Genomic DNA, 21,496 nt, shown 5'->3' with positions numbered 1-21,496 from the left:
GGTTTAAACATATTACTTGCATCAAGCGAACCTGTAGCGCCACCAGCTCCAACAATAGTATGAATTTCATCTATAAATAAAATAATATCATCGTTTTTTTCCAGCTCATTCATTACCGCTTTCATACGTTCTTCAAACTGGCCACGGTATTTTGTTCCGGCAACTAACGAAGCCAAATCTAACGTTACTACACGTTTGTTAAACAATATACGAGATACTTTTTTCTTAACAATCATTATCGCCAAGCCTTCAGCAATAGCTGATTTTCCAACACCTGGTTCTCCGATTAAAAGCGGGTTGTTTTTCTTTCTTCGGCTTAAAATTTGAGACACGCGTTCAATTTCTTTTTCACGTCCTACAACGGGGTCTAATTTCCCGTCTTCAGCCATTTCAGTTAAATCTCTTCCGAAATTATCTAAAACAGGTGTTTTTGATTTTTTGGTCGTTTTATTACCGCTATTACTTATAGGATTTGGCATATCTTCTTTGTAATTATCTTCTCCAGAATCGAAATTTTCAGCTCTGGGAGCATCTTTAAAAATATCTTCATTTTCGTTAGAATTCAGGCTCATATATATATCTTTTACATTATCGTAATTAATTTTCAACTTGTTTAAAAGCTTTGTTGTTGGATCGTTTTCGTTTTTTAACATACATAACAACAACAAAGCGGTACTTATGGAGGTAGTATTGAAAACTTTTGCTTCTAAAAATGTATATTTTAATGCTCTTTCTGCTTGGCGCGTTAAGTGTAAGTTTTTTTTATCGTTTGTTGACAGCCCATTTGGGTTTGCAGGACTTAATATTTCAACTTTTTTTCGTAGCAAATCAAAGTTAATATTTAAAAAGTTTAAAATATCAATTGCGCTTCCATTTCCGTCTCGTAACATACCTAAAATTAAGTGTTCAGTACCAATAAAATCGTGCCCTAAACGCAAGGCTTCTTCTTTACTGAACTGTATTACATCTTTAACTCTTGGCGAAAAATTATCTTCCATAAAATCTTTAAACTATTTAAAAATATATACTTAGTATCTTAATTTTTATTCGATACTATGAATACTGCTAATTGACAAAAAAAAAATGAGAAAGCAAAATGAATTACCCATTAATTTGTTAAAATTTTCTTCAATTATTGTTGATAAGTATTTCGATTTTGTTGGAAATTTTAGTTTCAAAAAACTCAAAAAATCGTATATTGGCACGTTTAAAAAAAATCAGTAAAAATTAAATAAATACCTATGACTGACGGAGAAAAGTTAATACCTATTAATATTGAAGATGAAATGAAGTCAGCCTACATCGATTATTCGATGTCGGTTATTGTATCAAGAGCGTTACCAGATGTAAGAGACGGTTTAAAACCAGTTCACAGAAGAGTATTATTTGGTATGTATGAATTAGGAGTTTTTTCTAATAGAGCCCATAAAAAGTCTGCCAGAATTGTTGGAGAAGTTTTGGGTAAATACCACCCACACGGCGATACTTCAGTATATGATGCTATGGTTCGTATGGCGCAAGAGTGGAGTTTACGTTATTTGATGGTTGACGGACAAGGTAACTTTGGTTCGGTTGATGGTGATAGTCCTGCAGCAATGCGTTACACCGAAGCCAGAATGAGAAAAATATCTGAAGAAATGTTAGCGGATATTGACAAAGAAACGGTTGACTTTCAGTTGAATTTTGATGATACTTTAGAAGAACCTAAAGTGTTGCCTACAAAAGTACCCACGTTATTAATTAATGGTGCTTCAGGAATTGCAGTTGGTATGGCTACGAATATGGCGCCACACAATTTATCAGAAGTAATTGACGGAACGTTAGCTTACATTGATAATAATGATATTGAAATTGATGAATTAATAAAATATATTAAAGCACCAGATTTTCCTACAGGAGGAACTATTTATGGTTACGAAGGGGTAAAAGAAGCTTTTAAAACAGGTAGAGGTCGTATTGTTATGCGTGCAAAAACTATGTTTGAAGAAGTAAATGGTAAAGAATCGATTATCGTAACAGAAATTCCATACCAAGTTAACAAAGCCGATATGATTAAAAAAACGGCTGATTTAGTTAACGAGAAAAAAATAGAAGGTATTTCTACTATTCGTGATGAATCGGATAGAACAGGTATGCGTATTGTTTATGAATTAAGAAGAGATGCTGTTCCAAACGTGGTGTTGAATACACTTTATAAATATACACAATTACAATCTTCTTTCAGTGTAAACAATATTGCATTGGTTAAAGGAAGACCGCAAATGTTAAATCTAAAAGATTTAATTCATTATTTCGTAGAACACCGTCACGAAGTAGTAGTTAGACGTGCGCAATACGATTTAAGAAAAGCAGAAGAAAGAGCGCATATTTTAGAAGGTTTAATTATTGCATCAGATAATATTGATGAGGTAATTAAAATTATTAGAGGTTCTAAAGACGGAGAAGAAGCAAGAGCTAGATTAATTGAACGATTTAAATTATCGGAATTACAAGCTAGAGCAATTGTTGAAATGAGACTACGTCAACTTACTGGTTTAGAACAAGATAAGTTAAGAGCGGAATATGATGAAATTATGAAGTTAATTACTAGCTTGAAAGAATTATTAGCTAGTAAAGAATTAAGAATGCAAGTCATAAAAGATGAGTTAGCTGAAATCAAAGAAAAATACGGAGATGCTCGTCGTTCATTAATTGAATATTCTGGAGGTGATGTAAGTATTGAAGATTTAATTGCTGATGAAAATGTAGTTGTTACTATTTCGCACGCAGGTTACATCAAACGTACTTCATTATCAGAATACAAAACTCAAAATAGAGGTGGAGTAGGTCAGAAATCTGCAGGAACAAGAGATCAAGATTTCTTAGAGCATTTATTTGTAGCTACAAATCACCAATATTTATTATTCTTTACTCAAAAAGGAAAATGTTTCTGGATGCGTGTTTACGAAATTCCTGAAGGAACAAAAGCAAGTAAAGGAAGAGCAATTCAAAACATCATTAATATTGAACCAGACGATAAAGTTGCTGCATACATCTGTACACAAGACTTAAAAGACCAAGACTATATTAAGAGTCATAACTTAATTATGGTAACCAAACAAGGTCAGGTGAAGAAAACATCTTTAGAGAAGTATTCAAAACCACGTGTAAACGGAGTTGCTGCAATTACTATTAAAGAAGGCGATGAATTATTAGGAGCGAAATTAACCAATGGTGAAAGTCAAGTATTAATTGCTGGGAAATCTGGTAAAATGGTTCGTTTTGAAGAAGCTAAGACACGTCCAATGGGTAGAACAGCTTCTGGAGTAAGAGGAATTACTTTAAAAGATGAAGCTGACGAAGTAATTGGAATTGTAACGGTTAATAAAGATGATATTAATGACACACAAATTTTAGTTGTAACTGAAAACGGATACGGTAAACGTACTAAATTAGTTGATGATGATGGCGAAGATGTGTACAGAATTACAAATCGTGGTGGTAAAGGTGTGAAAACATTAAATATTACAGAAAAAACAGGTTCGTTAATTGCAATTAATAACGTAACGGATGATGATGATTTAATGATTATCAACAAATCAGGTTTAACGATCCGTATGATGGTTTCAGACCTTCGTGTAATGGGTAGAGCGACTCAAGGTGTACGATTAATCAATATTAAAGGAAACGATTCTATCGCAGCGGTAACAAAAGTGTTACGTGAAGATGAAGAAGTAGTGGAATTAGATGAAGATGGAAATCCGATAGAAGTATTGGAAGCTGAAACTTCTGAAGAAGAAACACCAGAAAATAATGATTCAGATGTTGAACTAGACAACAACGAAGAAAAGGAATAATTTTAAAGCCCAATTCGTTGGGCTTTTTTTTAAACTTAAAAAATAACGAAATGAAAAAAATTGTATTAGGAGTTTTATTAGTAGTGGCAACAGCTACATATGCTCAAAAAGACGAATTAAAAACATTAAAAAAATTATATGATAAAGATCAATTGTCTGCCGATGATTTTTCTAAGTATAAAGAAACTATATCAAAATTAGAAACCTTAGCAACAACAGAAGATGATAAGGCAGCAGCAAGTTTTTATAAAGCTATGCAGCCTTTAGCGGAAATGTCTACTATGGGTGCACAACCAAATCCTATGATGATTCAGAAAATATTTACACCTGAAGCATTTACAAATATGGTTAACGGAATGCGTACTACTTTAGATTATGAAACAAAAACAGGTAAAAAAGTATTTTCTGCGGATATTAATGAAACGATAACTTCTTTTAAGCCAATTTTTACTCAAATGGCATTAGTTTTTAACAATTCAAAAAAGTATAAAGAGGCATCAAGAGTGTTTTATAATACTTATCAGCTAGATCCAAATGATGTGTCTAATTTAGAAAACGCAGCTATAACAGCTATGCAAGCGGAAGCATATATTGATGCAGAAAAGTATTACAGAGAAATTAAAACAGTTGGTTTTAGTGGTACTGGTTTAAAACAATTCGCCTCAAAACCGGAGGAAGTTGCTAAAAGCATATTTGCTTTATCTTTTTTCAATAAAAATGATGAACAAGCAAAAATAGATTTTTTGGAAGCAATTAAATTAAATCCTGAAGATATACAGATACAAATTGATCATGCATCAATTTATTATAGAAATAATGATATTGTAACCTATCAGAAATTAATTGAAGGCATTTTAGAAAAAGATCCAAACAATGCACAATTACAATATAATGTTGGGTTTTTATTAATAAATGGCGATGACAAAATTGTAGATGAAATTAATGCTAATTTGAGAGATATAAAAAAATACAATGAATTAAACGCTAAAAGAAAGGCAATGTTTTTAAAAGCATTACCTTATTTTGAACGTGCTCATCAATTAGATGTTGCAAATGAAGATACTAAATCAACTTTAAGGTTGTGCTATGAAACTTTAGGAATGAAAGACAAAGCAGCTTCTGTTAAATAATAAAAATCCCCAATGAAAATTGGGGATTTTTTATTTTCTTATTCTTTAAATACCATGTCAATACACATTACTGCTGCTATCAGCAAAGGACGTAGTGTGCTTTCTTCGGCTACATCTGTAATATTTATTACATAGTTATCGGCACTTGTGAAAAATTCTTTACCCAAACCTGCCCATTTTTTAGAAACATTAGCCAATTCTTTATTGTCTTTATTAAATTTAAAATCCCATCCTGTCCATTTTCCTTGTAGTGTACATAAATGTTTGTCTTGATGGTCATGTACTTCAAATCGACCACCAAATGAAAAGAATTTCTGTTTAAAAACGCCAATTTTTCTTCCACCACCATCAAAAACATCGATATCTGAACGAAAAATTGTCACACCTCTTTTAATTTGAATGGTTAATTCGCCAGATGCAGTTCTGATTTCAATATCAAAAGGTGTCATTCTTTTATAATCTGTAAAACGAAATAATTTTGTAAAAAAGCCCAAATTTGGTTCTCTACAAGTTAAAACTAATTCATTGTTTTCTGGATTAAAAATATCATAGTTATTGGATGCTTTGAACATTCCAATTTGTTCCTTTACAAGAAAAATATTTTGATTAAAAATTGGATTCATAATTATTTTTTTAGTGTTAATTTATAAATTTTTGATTCTAAAATTTCTGTATCATTGTCTTCGCAGAGTAAAAAATGAATTTCTTTATCGTTGTTTTCGTATAATGTAATGCCTTCAAACTTTTGTGAATTTGATATAATTTGCGTTTCAATAATTTCAAATGTATCACTTTTCATTTTTCCAATAAGTGATCCAAGTACTTCTCCGTCTTCATAAGTAGAAATGGTATCTTCTGCGGTTGCTAAAAAATAAATGTAATTATCTACTAAAATAGCATCTGTAAATGAGACTTCAACGTTTTTTATTTTTGGTAATTTTATAGCCACAAAATGTTTTGAGAGTGAAGCATTATCAGGAATAATGAAAATTCCATTTTTGCTATTTTTTCCATTTCCTCTTTGAAAAAGTAACATAGTTTTATTTGCACAAATAGCGCCTTCTATATTAAGTTCGTCATCGTTTAATGAAGCTAATTTTCTTAAAAATTCATACAATAAAGACAAATCATTTTTTTGTAAAGCATCATTTTCTAAATTTAAAGAAAACATTGTATTTCGTTGTGCCGTTGAACCAGAACCGAAAATAAAAATTTGATTTCCAAAATGAGTCAAAGCTTCTAAATCTAATTTGTCTTTTTTTGTAATATTTTCTTGCGGTTTATCCACTAAAGGAAATTTAAGAACTAATTTTTTGTCAATTATATATTGATATAAATAAGTACTATTGTCTGAAATAATAAAAAGTACATTTTGATAGTAAATTAATCCAGAAGCAGAACCAATGCCTTTTATCTGTTCGAATTCAGTTAATTCATAATTCTTCATTTTAGTCAAAACTTTCTATTAATAATAAATTACCTTTTTCGTGAGTAATTGTAATTAATCCATCTTCGCTAACGTGATTGCTGCTTCCTGTTCGAAACCCCAATTCTAAAGTTTCATTTTGTAATTTGTAAAATAGATTTTCGGTACAAATATTTTTTACTTTTCCTAATGGGATTAGTGAAATAATACTGTTTTTTGGATACCATTTTTTAAATGAATTTGGTAACAGAAATACTTTTGAATGGTCATCAAATAAAACAATTTTTAATTGATTTCTGTATGATGCAAGTGTGGAAAAATTGTTTAAAGTATGATCCGCTCGTTTGCCAGTTGCCCAAACTACATTTGCCGCTTTATGACCTTTTTGAATTAAAAAATCGAAAGCTTTTTCTAAATCAGTTTTATTTTGATCTGGAGTATGGATAATTTCAATTGGATAATGGTTGTTTTTATAATATTCTGTATCAAAATTTCTATCGAAATCACCTAATAAAACATCAACTTTTATACCTAATTCCAGCACACGTTCTATCGCTGCATCTAAAACAATTACTAATGGCGACCATTCTAAAAGTTGTCCTAAAAGTTCGGTGTTACAAGCCAAACCATTTGCAATAATTAATGCTGGTTCTTGGTCGTCGCGAACTATATGATGTGAAGACATAATTAATGTTTATGGTTTGTAGTTTTTATTTTTTGTAAGTTGATGCTTACATTAGTCAAAGTTATTGTTTTTTATTGATTTTTGTAAATTGAAATTTAAAAAGAAACACAGATTTAAGTAATTATATAAATTTTTATAATTTCTTAAATCTGTGTTTAAAAACAAATGATGATTTTGCTATTGAATTGTATAATTTCTCACATCCACTTCTGACAATCTAAAATAACCTAAAGGGTAATTAGTGCTATTGGTTTGATTGATTATATTTCCTTTAACGGTAGCTGGTGGTGTGCTGAATGGACCATTGCTTAATCCGCCAGAAATACTAATTAGAATATTCATAAAATTATGGTAGCGTTCTGAAATTCCGTGTAGCGAAAATTTTACATTTTGTGCTGGTGCTAAATCTTCATCAATTAGCAAAGAAAACATTTGATTGCCATTAGTAAATTCATCGTTAAACACACCTAAAAGAGGAAAGGGTCTGTATGGCACTTTGTATTCTTCTAGATAAAAATTAGATTCCGCGCCGTTATCTTGAAAATTAAATTTTAGTTCTATATCATTTCCGGTTATACCGTTTAAATTTTGTTCTATTGAATTGATTGCAGGAACTGGATATAGTTTATCTGTGGCAATATATGTTTGTCCGTTATGAATTACCGACAGCGTGTAAACCCCATTTAAAACAGGATTAAAATTGGTACATTTATAAATACCACTTGCTCCATCTTCTAAGAAATTAAAAACGGTGTTATTGGAATCTGTTATTTTTACAATTGCTCCATTTACAACAGGTACAATGTTGTTGAAATAATCAGCAGTTGTTGTTATTTTTATAAATTGTTCATTACCAGGTGTACCTTTTTCCCATTTAATAGAAGCATCAATAACCAATTTTGGTTCGCTATTATTTAAATCTACATCAACTACTTCTTCGCAACTAAATAGAAATAAACCAATTGCTAAAATGAAATATTTTATATTTTTTTTCATGGTATTAAAATTTAAAATTATAAGTAACACTTGGTACCATTCCAAAAATAGAAAGTCGTACCGCTTCATTCAATCCGCTATCTTGATTTTGTCTGAAATTAATAGACGCTGCATTTTTTCTGCCATACAAATTATATACAGAGAAAACCCATTCGCCTTGCCATTTTCTTCCTTTGTTTTTTGTTGGATTTAAAGTAGCAGAAACATCTATACGATGATAAGCGGGTAAATTATCTTGATTTCTGTTGCTATAAACAGGAACGTTAATGCCTTGATATTGATATTGCGCCGTTGGAAAAGTTACCGGTTGACCCGTTTGATAAGTGAAAATACTTCCAAAACTCCATTTTTGATTTAATTTATAACTTCCAGTTACATAAATATTATGTGTTTTGTCCCAACCTGTTTTGTACCAATTGCCATTATTTATTCCTGATTCAATAGGTGTTCTTCCAGCAGTTTGTTGTTCCGAACGTGAGAGCGTGTATGAAATCCAACCAGAAAGTTTACCTACGTTTTTCTTAGCCATAATTTCTAATCCATAAGCTCGAGTTTTTCCTGCTAATACCACTTGTTCAATTGCTTCATTGGCAATTAAGTCAGCACCATCAATATAATCTAATCTGTTTTTCACCATTTTATAAAACGATTCTACTTCTAATGTATAATCGCCATTTTTTAAGTTTTTAAAATATCCCACTGCAAACTGATCTAAAATTTGAGGTTTTAAGAAGTTATCACTCGGTGTCCAAATATCTAAAGGTGTTGGTGATTGTGTATTAGAAATTAAGTGCAAATATTGACTCATTCTATTATAACTCGCTTTCACAGATTGATTGTCGTTAATAGTATATGCCAAAGCAATTCGAGGTTCTAAATTTCCAAAATTGGCAATAGTTTCATTTTTCCCATAATACTTCTTGTCAACAGGAGTTGCTTTTTCGTAAATACCTAAATCTGCATCATACGTTACGGGTTGGTTATTTGCATAAATATTCATAGTTTGTTCGCCTAATCGATAAAACATACTATATCTTAATCCGTAATTTACAGAAAGTTTATCGGTTAATTTTTGTTCAGCATCAATATAAAAAGCAGGTTCGAAGGCGTGTTTTTTGGCAAGTTGCTTTTCATTAATACTCGAATTTGCATCTATTGGCTCAATTCTTCCTGGATTGAAATCATAATAAATAGCATTTGCACCATAAAATAATTTATAACTATCCGAAACATAATGTTTAAAATCGTATTTGAAATTATAATTTTTAATGCCACTTTCCCAATTAAATCCTATAAAATCTAAAGTCAAACCGTAATAATAATCACTATAAATAAACGAAGCATTTGAAAATAATTTATCATTAAATAAATGATTCCATCTTACGTTTAATACCGAATTTCCGTAAGTATTTATAAATTGATTGTTTAAACTAAACACATCTCTACCAAAATAACCAGATAAAAATAAGTTGTTGTTTTCGTTTAATTTGTAATTTATTTTTGTGTTTAAGTCATAAAAATAAGCGGTGTTGTTATTGTCAGCAAGTTTTAAAAATAGATGAGCATAACTACTTCTTCCTGCTACTAAGAAAGAGCCTTTGTCTTTTACAATTGGTCCTTCGGCTAATATTCTACTTGAAATTAAACCAATTCCACCATTCATACCGAATTTTTTACTATTTCCTTCTTTCTGATAAATATCTAAAACAGAAGCTACTCTTCCGCCAAATCTTGCAGGAATTCCACCTTTATATAGCTTTAAATCTTTAATAGCATCGGCATTAAAAACAGAGAAAAAGCCAAATAAATGAGAAGAATTATAAATTGTCGCTTCGTCTAATAATATTAAATTTTGATCTGCAGCACCACCACGAACGTTAAATCCTGATTGCCCTTCACCTGCATTTGTAACGCCTGGCAAAGTTAAAATGGACTTAATCACATCTACTTCACCTAAAATGGCTGGCATTGATTTTATTTGAGAAATAGTTAGTTTGTTGACACTCATTTCTGGTTTGTCAATTTGTAGTTTTTTTGAATTTCCAGCCACTACAACTTGTTCAATCTCATTTGATTTTTCAATCAAAAACAAATCTTTTTTAGTGTTTGATTCCAAAGAAATTACTTCTGAAAAACCATCGAAACTTAAAGAATTTATTTCGATTTTATATTCGCCTTTAGGCAAAGAAATGGAATAAAACCCGTATTCATTAGTTAACGAAGTTCTAGTTGTTCTGCTGTTTTGAAAAGAAATTGTTACTCCAATTAACGTTTCATTAGATTTTTGATCTTTTACTATACCGCTTAACGTTACTTTTTCTTGAGAAAAGGCAGATACAAAGAGTAAGAAAAAAAGGAGTGTTAAAAAGTTATTTTTTTTCATTTTTAATTGTTTCAAGATTTGACGCAAATTTCGCTAAAATAGTACAAAATATCTGTTAAGTAGACGTTAATTAAAAAAGGCGATATAAAGAATTACATCGCCTTTAATTAGTTTGTAAACAAAATTTACATTTTATTTATTATAGCATTTAATGTTGTGCTTGGACGCATTGCAGCACTCAATAAACTTTCGTTTGGTTGGTAATATCCGCCAATTTCTTGTTTTTTACCTTGAGCTTCAATTAATTCAGCATCAATTTTTGCTTCGTTAGCAGTTAATTCTGCTGCAATAGGAGTGAAGTAGATTTTTAATACTTCATTTTTGTTTTGAGCAGCTAATGCTTGCGCCCAATATAATGCAATGTAAAAGTGCGAACCTCTGTTGTCTAATTGACCAATTTTACGAGCTGGCGATTTATCATTTGCTAAGAATTTTTCAGTAGCTTCATCTAAAGTTTCTGATAAAACTAATGCTTTTTCGTTATTTAAACTTTGTCCTAAATGTTCTAAAGAAACCCCTAAAGCTAAAATTTCACCTAATGAATCCCAACGTAAGTAGCCTTCTTCAATAAATTGTTCTACGTGTTTTGGTGCAGAACCACCTGCTCCAGTTTCAAATAAACCACCACCATTCATTAATGGAACAATAGAAAGCATTTTGGCTGAAGTTCCTAATTCTAAAATTGGAAATAAATCAGTTAAGTAATCACGTAACACATTTCCAGAAACTGAAATAGTATCTTTTCCTTCTCTAATTCTTTTTAACGTTTCTTTCATGGCATCTTTTACATCTAAAATTCTGATGTCTAAGCCAGTCGTGTCGTAATTTTTTAAGTACTTTTCTACTTTTTTGATAATTTCTCTATCGTGAGCTCTGTCTTTATCTAACCAAAAAAGTGCTGGAGTATCAGATAAACGAGCTCTGTTTACAGCTAATTTTACCCAATCTTGAATAGGAGCATCTTTAGTTTGACACATTCTGAAAATATCGCCAGCTTCTACTTTTTGAGAAAGTAAAGTCGTACCGTTTTCATTTTCAACTTTTACAATTCCAGGTGCAGATAATTGAAAAGTTTTGTCGTGCGAACCATATTCTTCTGCTTTTTGAGCCATTAATCCAACATTTGGAACAGAACCCATCGTTCTTGGATCTAAAGCGCCATATTTTTTCATATCATCAATAACTGCTGAATAAAAACCAGCATATGCACGGTCTGGAATTACAGTAATTGTATCTTCTTCTTTGCCTTCAGTATTCCACATTTTTCCGCCATTTCTTGCTAAAGCCGCCATAGAAGCATCTACAATAATATCAGAAGAAACATGAAAATTAGTAATTCCTTTATCAGAATTTACCATTGCTACTTTTGGTCCGTTTGCTAAAGCAGCGGCAAGGTCTTGTTTAATAGCTTCTTCTTCAGAAATTCCAGCAATTTTGTTGTACAAATCTTGCAACCCATTATTCGGATGAATGTCTAATGATTTGAATAAGTCAGAATATTTGGTATAAACGGTTTCAAAATACGTTTCAACGATAGCGCCAAAAATAATTGGATCAGAAATTTTCATCATTGTTGCTTTCAAGTGAGCAGAAAGCATAACGTTTTTTTCTTTTGCGTAAGCAATTGTTTTTTTTGTGAATTCTTTTAAAGCTCTTAAACTCATAACAGAACTGTCAATAACTTCACCAGCTTTTAAATTAGCAAAATCTTTTAAAACAGTTGTAGTTCCATCATTTCCTTCAAATACAATTCTGAATTTTGAATCATTTTCTACAGTTGTAGACGTTTCTGTTCCGTAAAAATCACCTTCATTCATGTGTGCGACTTCTGTTTTAGAATCGGCGCTCCAAGCTCCCATTGAATGTGGGTTTTGTTTGGCGTAATTTTTTACGGCTTTTGGCGCACGTCTGTCTGAATTTCCTTCACGTAAAACAGGATTTACTGCAGAACCAAGTACTTTTGAATATTTTGCTTTTATTTCTTTTTCAGTATCGTTTTGAGGTTCTTCCACAAAATTAGGAATGGCATAACCGTGTGATTGTAATTCTGTTATAGCTTCTTTTAATTGAGGAATGGAAGCAGACACGTTTGGTAATTTTATGATATTTGCTTCAGGAGTGGTTGCTAATTGACCTAATTCGGCTAAACTATCAGCTACTTTTTGGTCGTCTTTCAAATATTCAGGAAAGTTAGATAAAATTCTTCCTGCTAATGAAATATCTCTTGTTTCTACTTCAATATTTGCCGTTTTTGTAAAAGCTTTAATAATAGGTAAAAACGAATGTGTGGCAAGCATAGGTGCTTCATCCGTAATGGTATAAAAAATTTTTGACATGATTTATATAGTTTGTTTGTTTCTAAATTAAGGTTAGCAAATATAAGAAATTTAGAGGTATTTTAATTCGTAACCAACAAAAAATAATACAATTTCGAATTTGATAAAATAACACCAAAAAATTACAGATTTAATAATTTATGGCTCAAAAAATAAGGATAAAAAAAATCCCGATACAATCGGGATTCTTTATAAGTACAAATAAAAAGATTAACCTCTTCTTTCTTTGATTTTTGCTTTTTTACCAGTAAGTTCTCTAAAGTAGTAAATTCTTGCTCTACGTACTTTACCTTTTTGGTTCATTTCAATTTTTTGTAAAGCTGGCATATTAACTGGGAAGATACGCTCTACACCAATTGCTCCAGACATTTTACGGATTGTAAATGTTTCAGTAGAAGATGATCCTCTTTTTTGAATTACAACTCCTTTGAAAAACTGAGTTCTTGTTTTTTCACCCTCTTTAATTTCGTAGTACACAGTAATAGTGTCTCCTGCGCTAAAGTTAGGGAAGTCTTTTTTCGATACTAATTCGTTTTGAACGAAATCAAGTAAATTTGACATAATTGTTTATATAAATCATTAAATCTAAGCAACATACACGTCTTTCGCCAGAGGTTGATTAAAGTGGATGCAAAAGTAATACTATTTTTCAATTCTGCAAATTAATTATTTCATTAAATATAGGTAAGCGTTAATTTTATTATAAAGTTGTAAAAACTTCCAGTAGCTAACTTCTATCTTCTAATCTTTTAAATTATATTTGCCCTTTAAAATAGTATAATGAAATTCGATTTATTAAAAACAGATGCTCAAAGCCAAGCAAGAGCTGGACTTATAACAACTGATCATGGTGTAATTGAAACACCAATTTTTATGCCTGTTGGTACGGTTGCTTCAGTAAAAGGAGTACATCAGCGTGAATTGAAAAACGATATTAATCCAGATATAATTTTAGGAAATACTTATCATTTGTATTTAAGACCTAAATTAGACGTATTAGAAAAAGCAGGAGGTTTACATAAATTTATGAATTGGGATAGAAATATCTTAACCGATTCTGGCGGTTACCAAGTATATTCATTATCAGGTCGACGAAAAATTAAAGAAGAAGGTGTAAAGTTTAAATCGCACTTAGATGGTTCTTATCACTTTTTTTCACCAGAAAACGTAATGGAAACCCAACGTACAATTGGTGCAGATATTATTATGGCTTTTGATGAATGTACCCCGTATCCTTGTGATTACAAATATGCCCAACGTTCTATGCATATGACACATCGTTGGTTAGATAGATGCATCAACCATTTAGATACATTACCTTTTAAATACGATTATTCTCAAGCATTTTTTCCAATTGTTCAAGGAAGTACCTATAAAGATTTGCGTCAGCAATCGGCGGAATTTATTGCAAGTAGAAATCAAGTTGGCAATGCGATTGGAGGACTTTCAGTAGGTGAACCAGCTGAAGAAATGTATGCGATGACAGAAGTGGTAACCGCTATTTTACCAAAAGACAAACCTCGTTATTTGATGGGTGTTGGAACGCCAGCCAATATTTTAGAAAATATCGCACTAGGTATTGATATGTTCGATTGTGTGATGCCAACTCGTAATGCTCGTAATGGAATGTTATTTACCTCTGAAGGATTTATTAATATCAAAAATAAGAAGTGGGAAGAAGATTTTTCTTCAATTGATGCGATGGCACATACTTATGTAGATACGGATTATTCAAAAGCGTATTTGCGCCATTTGTTTATTGCAAACGAATTTTTAGGAAAACAAATTGCAACTATTCATAATCTTGGATTTTATATGTGGTTAGTTCGAGAAGCAAGAAAACAAATTTTAGCGGGAACTTTCAGAGAATGGAAAGAAATTATGGTTAAAAAAGTAACAACGAGATTATAAGATTTTGTTTAAAAGGTTAGTGTTTAAAAGTTTAGGAGACATTATAAAATCATAAACAAAAACAGCCAAATAAATTATGAAAAAAATAGATTGGTACATATTTAAAAGATACTTAATCACATTTACAGCTATGTTGTTTATGTTTATTCCTATTGGAATTATAATCGACGTATCTGAAAAAATCAATCGTATGATTGAAAACAAAGTAGCTATTAAAGATGTATTGGTTTACTATTATGGCTTTACCATTTATTTTGCTAATTTATTATTTCCAATTTTTCTGTTTTTATCCATTATTTGGTTCACCTCAAAGTTAGCCAACAATAGCGAAATTATTGCCATTCTAAGTTCAGGGATTTCATTTACGCGTTTTTTACGTCCTTATATTGTAGGTGCTACTTTAGTGTCATTAGTAACTTTATTAATGGGCTTCTTTATATTACCAGACGCCAGTGAAAAATATTGGGGTTTTAGATATGATTATTTAAGAAAAAATGTAGAAATCAGACAAACAACAGATATTTTTCGTCAAGTGAAACCCAATGAATACTTGTATGTTAGTAGCTATAATGGATCATCGAAAACAGGTTTTGATTTTATTTACGAAAAGTTTAATGACAATAAATTAGAATACAAATTATACGCAAACAGAGTAAAGTATAATGAAAAAACAAAAGATTATACCTTATTTAATTATGTAAAAAGAACAATCGGAAAAGAAAACGACATCATCGAAAGACAAGAAAAATTAATAAGAAAATTTGATTTTGAACCAGATGATTTAGCACCTACAATATATGCTGCTGAAACTATGAATATATTTAAATTAGTCAAATTTATTGATAAAGAACGAGCAAAAGGAAGTTCTAATTTAGATATTTATTTAGTGGTTTTATATAAGAAATTCAGTATTCCTGTATCGGCATTTATATTAACCATAATCGCAGTTTCTGTATCAGCAATGAAACGCAGAGGTGGAATGGGAATAAATTTAGCTATTGGAATTTTGGTAGCTTTTTCTTTCGTGTTTTTCGATAAAATCTTTGGAACCTTAGCCGAAAGTTCAAGTATTCCTCCGTTTTTAGCCGTATGGTTTCCTAATTTTATTTTCGGAATCTTAGCGATTTATTTATTAAGAAATGCCAGACGTTAATTTAAAACATAATTTACATCTTCATTTAATTGTTTTTATTTGGGGTTTTACAGCTATCTTAGGTAAGTTAATTTCTTTAGATGCATTGCCTTTAGTATGGTGGCGAATGTCTTTAGCGGTTGTTTTAATTTTCGGATACATTTATTATCGAAAAACAAATTTTCAATTAGCCAGAAAAGACATTATATTACTTATAGTTTCAGGATTAGTAATTGCCTTACATTGGATAACCTTCTTTAAAGCCATTAAAGTTTCTAATATTTCGATAACATTGGCATGTTTATCTACGGGAGCTTTTTTTACTTCAATTTTAGAACCCATTTTTTACAAACGAAAAATGGTTTGGTACGAAATCGTATTTGGACTAATCGTTTTAATTGGTTTGTATTTCGTAATTGAATCTTCCGAGCCAAATTTTATCCAAAAGAGTATAACCAGTAATATGTCAGGTACTATGCACGGTGTACTTTTAGCTTTAACTTCTGCTTTTTTATCAGCAAGTTTTTCCATAATTAATGGAAAATTTGCACGAAGAATTGATGCTACAATAGTTTCATTTTACGAATTGTTAGGTGGAGTACTATTTTTAAGCGTTTTTTTACTGTTTTCAAAACAATTTACAGCAGAATTTTTCAACATCACACTTACCGATTTTATGTGGTTAGGTATTTTAGCATCTGTTTGTACAGCCTATGCTTTTATTGCCTCTGTAAACGTTATGAAATACATTTCACCTTATACAGTAATGCTCACTATAAATTTAGAACCAGTATACGGTATTGCCTTAGCGGTTCTAATTTTCGAAAAAAACGAACAAATGAGTTTTTCGTTTTATATTGGTGCTACAATCATACTAATTACCGTGATTTTGAATGGATTAATTAGAAACAGAAAAAAAAGTAGTTAGATATCGCTTTAAAAATTATTCAAATAATTATTTAATAGTATCTTTGTATTTACAAACAAATTAAAATAAAATAACTTTTATGGAATATTTAGATTTTGAATTGCCAATAAAAGAGCTTGAAGATCAATTGGAAAAATGCGTTGTTTTAGGCCAAGAATCAGATGTTGATGTTTCTGCAACTTGCAAACAACTGGAAGATAAATTAGAAAAAGCAAAAAAAGATATATACAAAAATCTTACGGCTTGGCAGCGCGTTCAAATGTCGCGTCATCCAAACAGACCGTATACTTTAGAATACATTACCAACCTAACCGATGGTACATTTTTAGAATTATTTGGAGACAGAAATTTCAAAGATGACAAAGCTATGGTAGGTGGTTTAGGAAGAATAAACGGTCAATCGTATATGATTATCGGTCAACAGAAGGGTATTAATACTAAAATGCGTCAATTGCGTAATTTTGGTATGGCAAATCCTGAAGGTTACCGTAAAGCGTTACGATTAATGAAAATGGCAGAAAAATTTAATATTCCTGTTTTAACATTAATAGACACTCCTGGTGCATATCCTGGCTTAGAAGCGGAAGAACGTGGACAAGGTGAAGCAATTGCTCGTAATATTTTTGAAATGGCTCGATTAAAAACGCCAATTATTTCTGTTATTATTGGTGAAGGTGCTTCTGGAGGCGCTTTAGGAATTGGAGTAGGTGATAGAGTTTTTATGTTAGAAAATACTTGGTATTCTGTAATTTCACCAGAATCTTGTTCTTCAATTTTATGGAGAAGTTGGGAATTTAAAGAACAAGCAGCTGAAGCTTTAAAACTTACAGCTATTGATATGAAAAAGCAAAAATTAATTGACGATATTATTCCAGAACCATTAGGTGGCGTGCATCGTGATAAAGAAACGATGTTTAAAACTGTTGAAAAGTATATTACCAAATCGTATAACGAGTTAAAAGACTTATCAACAAAAGATTTAGTAGCACAAAGAATGGAAAAATACAGTAAAATGGGAGAGTTTTCAGATAAATAAGAACGATTTCATAATTTATCCGTCTTATCTTTTTTCATTGATAAGACGGATTTTTTTTGACATATTAACAATATAAAATAGTTATTAACAGTTTCTCTTTAACAAGTTAAATTCAATATTACTACATTTTTTTTTACTTTCGCTTTATGGAAAAAGCATTTACAATAAACCCCGTTAAGGTAGATAAATCAACTACTATTAATTTAGAAAAAGGAAAACTTCCACCACAAGCTGTAGATATCGAAGAAGCAGTTTTGGGAGCTATGTTAATTGACGTAAAAGCTCCAGGTGAAGTTATTGATTTATTAAATCCCGATGTGTTTTATAAAGAAGCACACAAATATATTTATGAAGCTATTAATCAATTGTTTCATAGTACACCTCCGCAACCAATCGATTTATTAACGGTTTCGGCACAATTAAAAAGAAACGGAAATTTAGAATTAGCAGGTAGCGATTTTTATCTTATACAACTGACTCAAAAAATTGCGTCATCGGCACATATTGTTTTTCACGCTCGAATTATTCTTCAAAAATTTATTCAAAGAAGTTTAATCTCAATTTCAAGTAAATTAATTGAAGATTGTTATGATGAAGGAATGGACGTATTTGATTTGTTAGATACAGCTGAAACTAATTTATACGAAATTACACAAGGAAATCTTAAAAAAGGATACGAAACAGCGCAAAGTCTTGTAAATCAGGCCAAACAACGTATTGAAGAAATATCTAATAAAGAAGGATTATCTGGTATCCCTACAGGATTTAGAAAATTAGACGATTTAACTTCTGGATGGCAACCTTCAGATTTAATTATTATTGCGGCTCGTCCTGGTATGGGAAAAACAGCATTCGTTTTATCAATGGCAAGAAATATTGCCGTTTCAGGAAACGAACCTGTTGCATTATTTTCACTGGAAATGTCTTCTGTACAATTAATTACTCGTTTGATTTCAAGTGAAACCGGGTTAACTTCAGAAAAACTTAGAAAAGGCGATTTAGAACCACACGAATGGGAGCAACTAAACGTAAAAGTTAAAGATTTAGAAAAAGCACCTTTATATATTGATGATACGCCTTCGTTATCTATTTTCGATTTACGTGCAAAAGCCCGTCGTTTAGTTTCTCAACACGGTATTAAATTAATTGTAATTGACTATTTACAATTAATGTCTGCAGGAACTTCAGGAAAAGGTGGCGGTAATAGAGAGCAAGAAATTTCTATGATTTCAAGAAGTTTAAAAGCTTTGGCTAAAGAATTAAGCGTTCCTGTAATTGCACTTTCTCAGTTATCTCGTGCTGTGGAAACACGTGGTTCAAGTAAAAGACCCTTACTTTCTGATTTACGTGAATCTGGTGCAATTGAACAAGATGCAGATATTGTATCTTTTATTTATCGTCCAGAATATTATAAAATTGACAATTGGGATGATGATGAAGCAGCTCCAACAACAAATCAGGCAGAATTTATTGTTGCAAAACATAGAAATGGTAGTTTAGATAATATCAGATTGAAATTCTTAGGACAATTTGGTAAGTTTGATAATTTAGATGAATTTGGAATGACATATAACGATTCGATGCCTTCTAAAATGAATTTAGACGCTCAAAATCCGTTTGCAACACCAAATTTACCTTCTCCAAATGATGCCTTTGGAAGTAGTATGAATTCTGGTTTTAACGAAGATAGCGACGTGCCATTTTAATCATTAATTCGTATATTTACAAAAATAGCTTTTGATGAACTATATAAAACAACTTGTTTTTTTACTTATTTTAATTTGCTTTACAAAATTAAATGCTTCTTCGGTATTATTACCAATGGATAGCGATGGGCAACAAAATCATTTAAAAGCGTATGGAATTACGTATTGGGCTTTAGCTAAAAATTATAAAGTAAATTGGTTGTTAAATTATCGTGGCGGATCTTTTTTATTGCCAGATGGAGATGATATTAGAAAAGAATGTCAGATTAGAGGTGTATCATTTGAAGTTTTAACAGATGCCGCAACGGCTTCCATATTAGAAGAAATTAGTAGTCCATCTCAGAATATGGAAACGGTGGTTTTAGAAAAAGCGCCTAAAATTGCAGTGTATACTCCAAAAGGAAAACAACCTTGGGATGATGCAGTAACTATGGTTTTAACGTATGCCGAAATTCCTTATACAGAAATTTACGATACAGAAGTACTATCTGATCAACTTGTTTTGTATGAATGGTTGCATTTACATCACGAAGATTTTACAGGACAATATGGTAAGTTTTTCGGAAATTATAGAAATGCGCCTTGGTACATTCAACAAAAAGCAGAAGCAGAAGCATTAGCTAAAAAGTTAGGATATAATAAAGTTTCTGAAGAAAAATTAGCAGTCGCGACAAAAATTAGAGATTACGTAATTGGTGGCGGATTTATGTTTGCTATGTGTTCTGCAACGGATAGTTTTGATATTGCGCTTTCTGCACAAACTACAGATATTTGCGAACCCATGTTTGATGGAGACGCCAGCGAACCAAATTATCAAGCCAAAATTGATTACAATAATACTTTTGCGTTTAAAGATTTTATTTTGGAAAAACAACCTATGAAATATGAGTTTTCTGATATTGATACCACAGAAGAACACGGAAAAGGAAGTTTTTCTATGGAAGTAGATTATTTTACCTTAATGGATTTTTCTGCAAAATGGGACCCAATTCCAACAATGTTATGCCAAAATCATACGCAAATTGTAAAAGGATTTATGGGACAAACAACGGCTTTTGTTTCGGAAAAAATTAAATCGAATGTTTTGTTAATGGGAGAATGTAAAATTAATGGTGAAGCAAGATACATTCACGGAACTAAAGGCAAAGGAATGTTTACTTATTATGGTGGTCACGATCCAGAAGATTATCAGCATAGAGTAGGAGATGCGCCAACAGTTTTAGATTTGCATCCAAATTCACCAGGATATAGATTAATTTTAAATAATGTGCTTTTTCCTGCAGCTCGAAAAAAGAAACTAAAAACATAAAAAAATATCCCAAACTCTAATTGAATTTGGGATATTTTAGTTCGTATTAAAAGGTAAATTACATACCTCCTAATTCTTGTTGTAATTCTTCCTGTGTTACTTTTTTGTAACCCTCTGGCACTGTAAAGCAAGATGCAGAAGGGGCTTTATCTACTGCAGTAGCTAATAAAACCACTTTACCTTTTTCGCTATTTACTTCAACTTCTAAAGGAAATCCTGTAAGTTTTAATTTATCTGTAGGTAAAGATTGTACTGCAATAGCCTCTGTAACGTAAAATGTGTTTTCAACACCGCTTGTCATTTTTACTAAAGCTTTATAACATTTATATCCTAAAATTTCTTTAGTTGCTTTTTTATCATAAGTAACTGATTCTGCGTCTTTTAGAGAAGCGACATCTGTATTTGCAAACCCTTCAGCTTCACCTGTTACTTCATATTTTTTACCCATCATATCCATTAACATTCTGGTTTCTTTTGGGTTATTCTTGTCAATAGAAATTGTTTTCACAGAAATCATTCCGCCCATCATATCCAGTTGAGTTGCTGAAGATTTTTCATCAAATGAGATTTTAATAGTATTTGTTCCCATTGCTGCCATTTCTTCATTGTCAGGCATTGTCATTTCATACGTTACAGCGCCTGTTTTTGTTTGTGCATAAAATTGTGTAGATACAATTGCAAA

17 protein-coding genes are annotated in these 21,496 nt (G+C 31.1%); 8 read left to right on the top strand and 9 right to left on the bottom strand.

What is annotated here, in order from left to right:
• The coding region (locus KA468_RS07710; RefSeq protein ID WP_291242365.1) for a Clp protease N-terminal domain-containing protein at window positions 1-998 on the bottom strand (998 nt) is incomplete at its 3' end.
• Window positions 999-1,241: 243 nt separating this feature from the next.
• Between KA468_RS07710 and gyrA the strand changes: the two genes are divergently transcribed.
• Together gyrA and KA468_RS07700 are read left to right on the top strand one after the other, a co-directional pair.
• Entirely contained in the window at window positions 1,242-3,836 is a 2,595-nt protein-coding gene (gene gyrA / locus KA468_RS07705) for a DNA gyrase subunit A (RefSeq protein WP_291242364.1), read from the top strand.
• 50 nt (window positions 3,837-3,886) lie between these two features.
• Window positions 3,887-4,966, top strand: a complete 1,080-nt coding sequence (locus tag KA468_RS07700; protein ID WP_291242363.1) for a hypothetical protein — start codon at window positions 3,887-3,889, stop codon at window positions 4,964-4,966.
• 38 nt (window positions 4,967-5,004) lie between these two features.
• Here the strand turns inward: KA468_RS07700 and KA468_RS07695 are convergent, their stop codons facing one another.
• The 7 genes from KA468_RS07695 to rplS form a co-directional block, all read right to left on the bottom strand.
• A complete protein-coding gene (locus KA468_RS07695; protein ID WP_291242362.1) occupies window positions 5,005-5,589 on the bottom strand; it encodes a phospholipid scramblase-related protein in 585 nt (194 codons plus the stop codon).
• A gap of 2 nt (window positions 5,590-5,591) precedes the next feature.
• Window positions 5,592-6,413, bottom strand: a complete 822-nt coding sequence (locus KA468_RS07690; protein ID WP_291242361.1) for a hypothetical protein — start codon at window positions 6,411-6,413, stop codon at window positions 5,592-5,594.
• A gap of 1 nt (window position 6,414) precedes the next feature.
• The gene (locus KA468_RS07685; RefSeq protein WP_291242360.1) at window positions 6,415-7,077 is read right to left on the bottom strand and encodes a thiamine diphosphokinase; all 663 of its coding nucleotides are present in this window, start codon (window positions 7,075-7,077) and stop codon (window positions 6,415-6,417) included.
• A gap of 177 nt (window positions 7,078-7,254) precedes the next feature.
• The gene (locus tag KA468_RS07680; RefSeq protein WP_291242359.1) at window positions 7,255-8,073 is read right to left on the bottom strand and encodes a DUF4249 domain-containing protein; all 819 of its coding nucleotides are present in this window, start codon (window positions 8,071-8,073) and stop codon (window positions 7,255-7,257) included.
• 4 nt (window positions 8,074-8,077) lie between these two features.
• Window positions 8,078-10,456 (bottom strand): carboxypeptidase-like regulatory domain-containing protein, encoded by a 2,379-nt coding sequence (locus KA468_RS07675; RefSeq protein ID WP_291242358.1) that lies wholly within the window; start codon window positions 10,454-10,456, stop codon window positions 8,078-8,080.
• A 125-nt stretch (window positions 10,457-10,581) separates the two neighbouring features.
• A complete protein-coding gene (locus KA468_RS07670; protein ID WP_291242357.1) occupies window positions 10,582-12,792 on the bottom strand; it encodes an NADP-dependent isocitrate dehydrogenase in 2,211 nt (736 codons plus the stop codon).
• A gap of 210 nt (window positions 12,793-13,002) precedes the next feature.
• Entirely contained in the window at window positions 13,003-13,353 is a 351-nt protein-coding gene (gene rplS / locus KA468_RS07665) for a 50S ribosomal protein L19 (RefSeq protein WP_291242356.1), read from the bottom strand.
• Window positions 13,354-13,572: 219 nt separating this feature from the next.
• Here rplS and tgt point away from each other — a divergent pair, with 219 nt between their 5' ends.
• The 6 genes from tgt to KA468_RS07635 all read left to right on the top strand — a co-directional run bounded on the left by tgt (window position 13,573) and on the right by KA468_RS07635 (window position 20,814).
• Entirely contained in the window at window positions 13,573-14,703 is a 1,131-nt protein-coding gene (gene tgt, locus KA468_RS07660) for a tRNA guanosine(34) transglycosylase Tgt (RefSeq protein WP_291242355.1), read from the top strand.
• Window positions 14,704-14,779: 76 nt separating this feature from the next.
• On the top strand, window positions 14,780-15,856 hold the full coding sequence (locus KA468_RS07655; protein WP_291242354.1) for an LptF/LptG family permease: 1,077 nt from the start codon (window positions 14,780-14,782) through the stop codon (window positions 15,854-15,856).
• Window positions 15,843-16,763, top strand: a complete 921-nt coding sequence (locus KA468_RS07650) for a DMT family transporter (RefSeq protein WP_291242353.1) — start codon at window positions 15,843-15,845, stop codon at window positions 16,761-16,763. The genes KA468_RS07655 and KA468_RS07650 overlap by 14 nt, the downstream gene beginning before the upstream one ends.
• Before the next feature lie 79 nt (window positions 16,764-16,842).
• Window positions 16,843-17,799, top strand: a complete 957-nt coding sequence (locus KA468_RS07645) for an acetyl-CoA carboxylase carboxyltransferase subunit alpha (protein WP_291242352.1) — start codon at window positions 16,843-16,845, stop codon at window positions 17,797-17,799.
• A 146-nt stretch (window positions 17,800-17,945) separates the two neighbouring features.
• The gene (dnaB, locus tag KA468_RS07640; protein ID WP_291242351.1) at window positions 17,946-19,505 is read left to right on the top strand and encodes a replicative DNA helicase; all 1,560 of its coding nucleotides are present in this window, start codon (window positions 17,946-17,948) and stop codon (window positions 19,503-19,505) included.
• 34 nt (window positions 19,506-19,539) lie between these two features.
• Window positions 19,540-20,814 carry an asparagine synthetase B gene (locus KA468_RS07635; protein ID WP_291242350.1) on the top strand — a complete coding sequence of 425 codons (1,275 nt, stop codon included), beginning with the start codon at window positions 19,540-19,542 and terminating at the stop codon, window positions 20,812-20,814.
• 58 nt (window positions 20,815-20,872) lie between these two features.
• Here KA468_RS07635 and KA468_RS07630 read toward each other — a convergent pair.
• Window positions 20,873-21,496, bottom strand: a 624-nt coding sequence (locus tag KA468_RS07630) for a hypothetical protein (RefSeq protein ID WP_291242349.1), incomplete at its 5' end; no start/stop codon positions are given.

It is taken from the genome of Flavobacterium sp. (genome assembly GCF_017985075.1).
Lineage (GTDB): Bacteria > Bacteroidota > Bacteroidia > Flavobacteriales > Flavobacteriaceae > Flavobacterium.
Note: the sequence above shows the minus strand (reverse complement) of the source record. Positions and strands in the feature narration are given on the sequence as shown.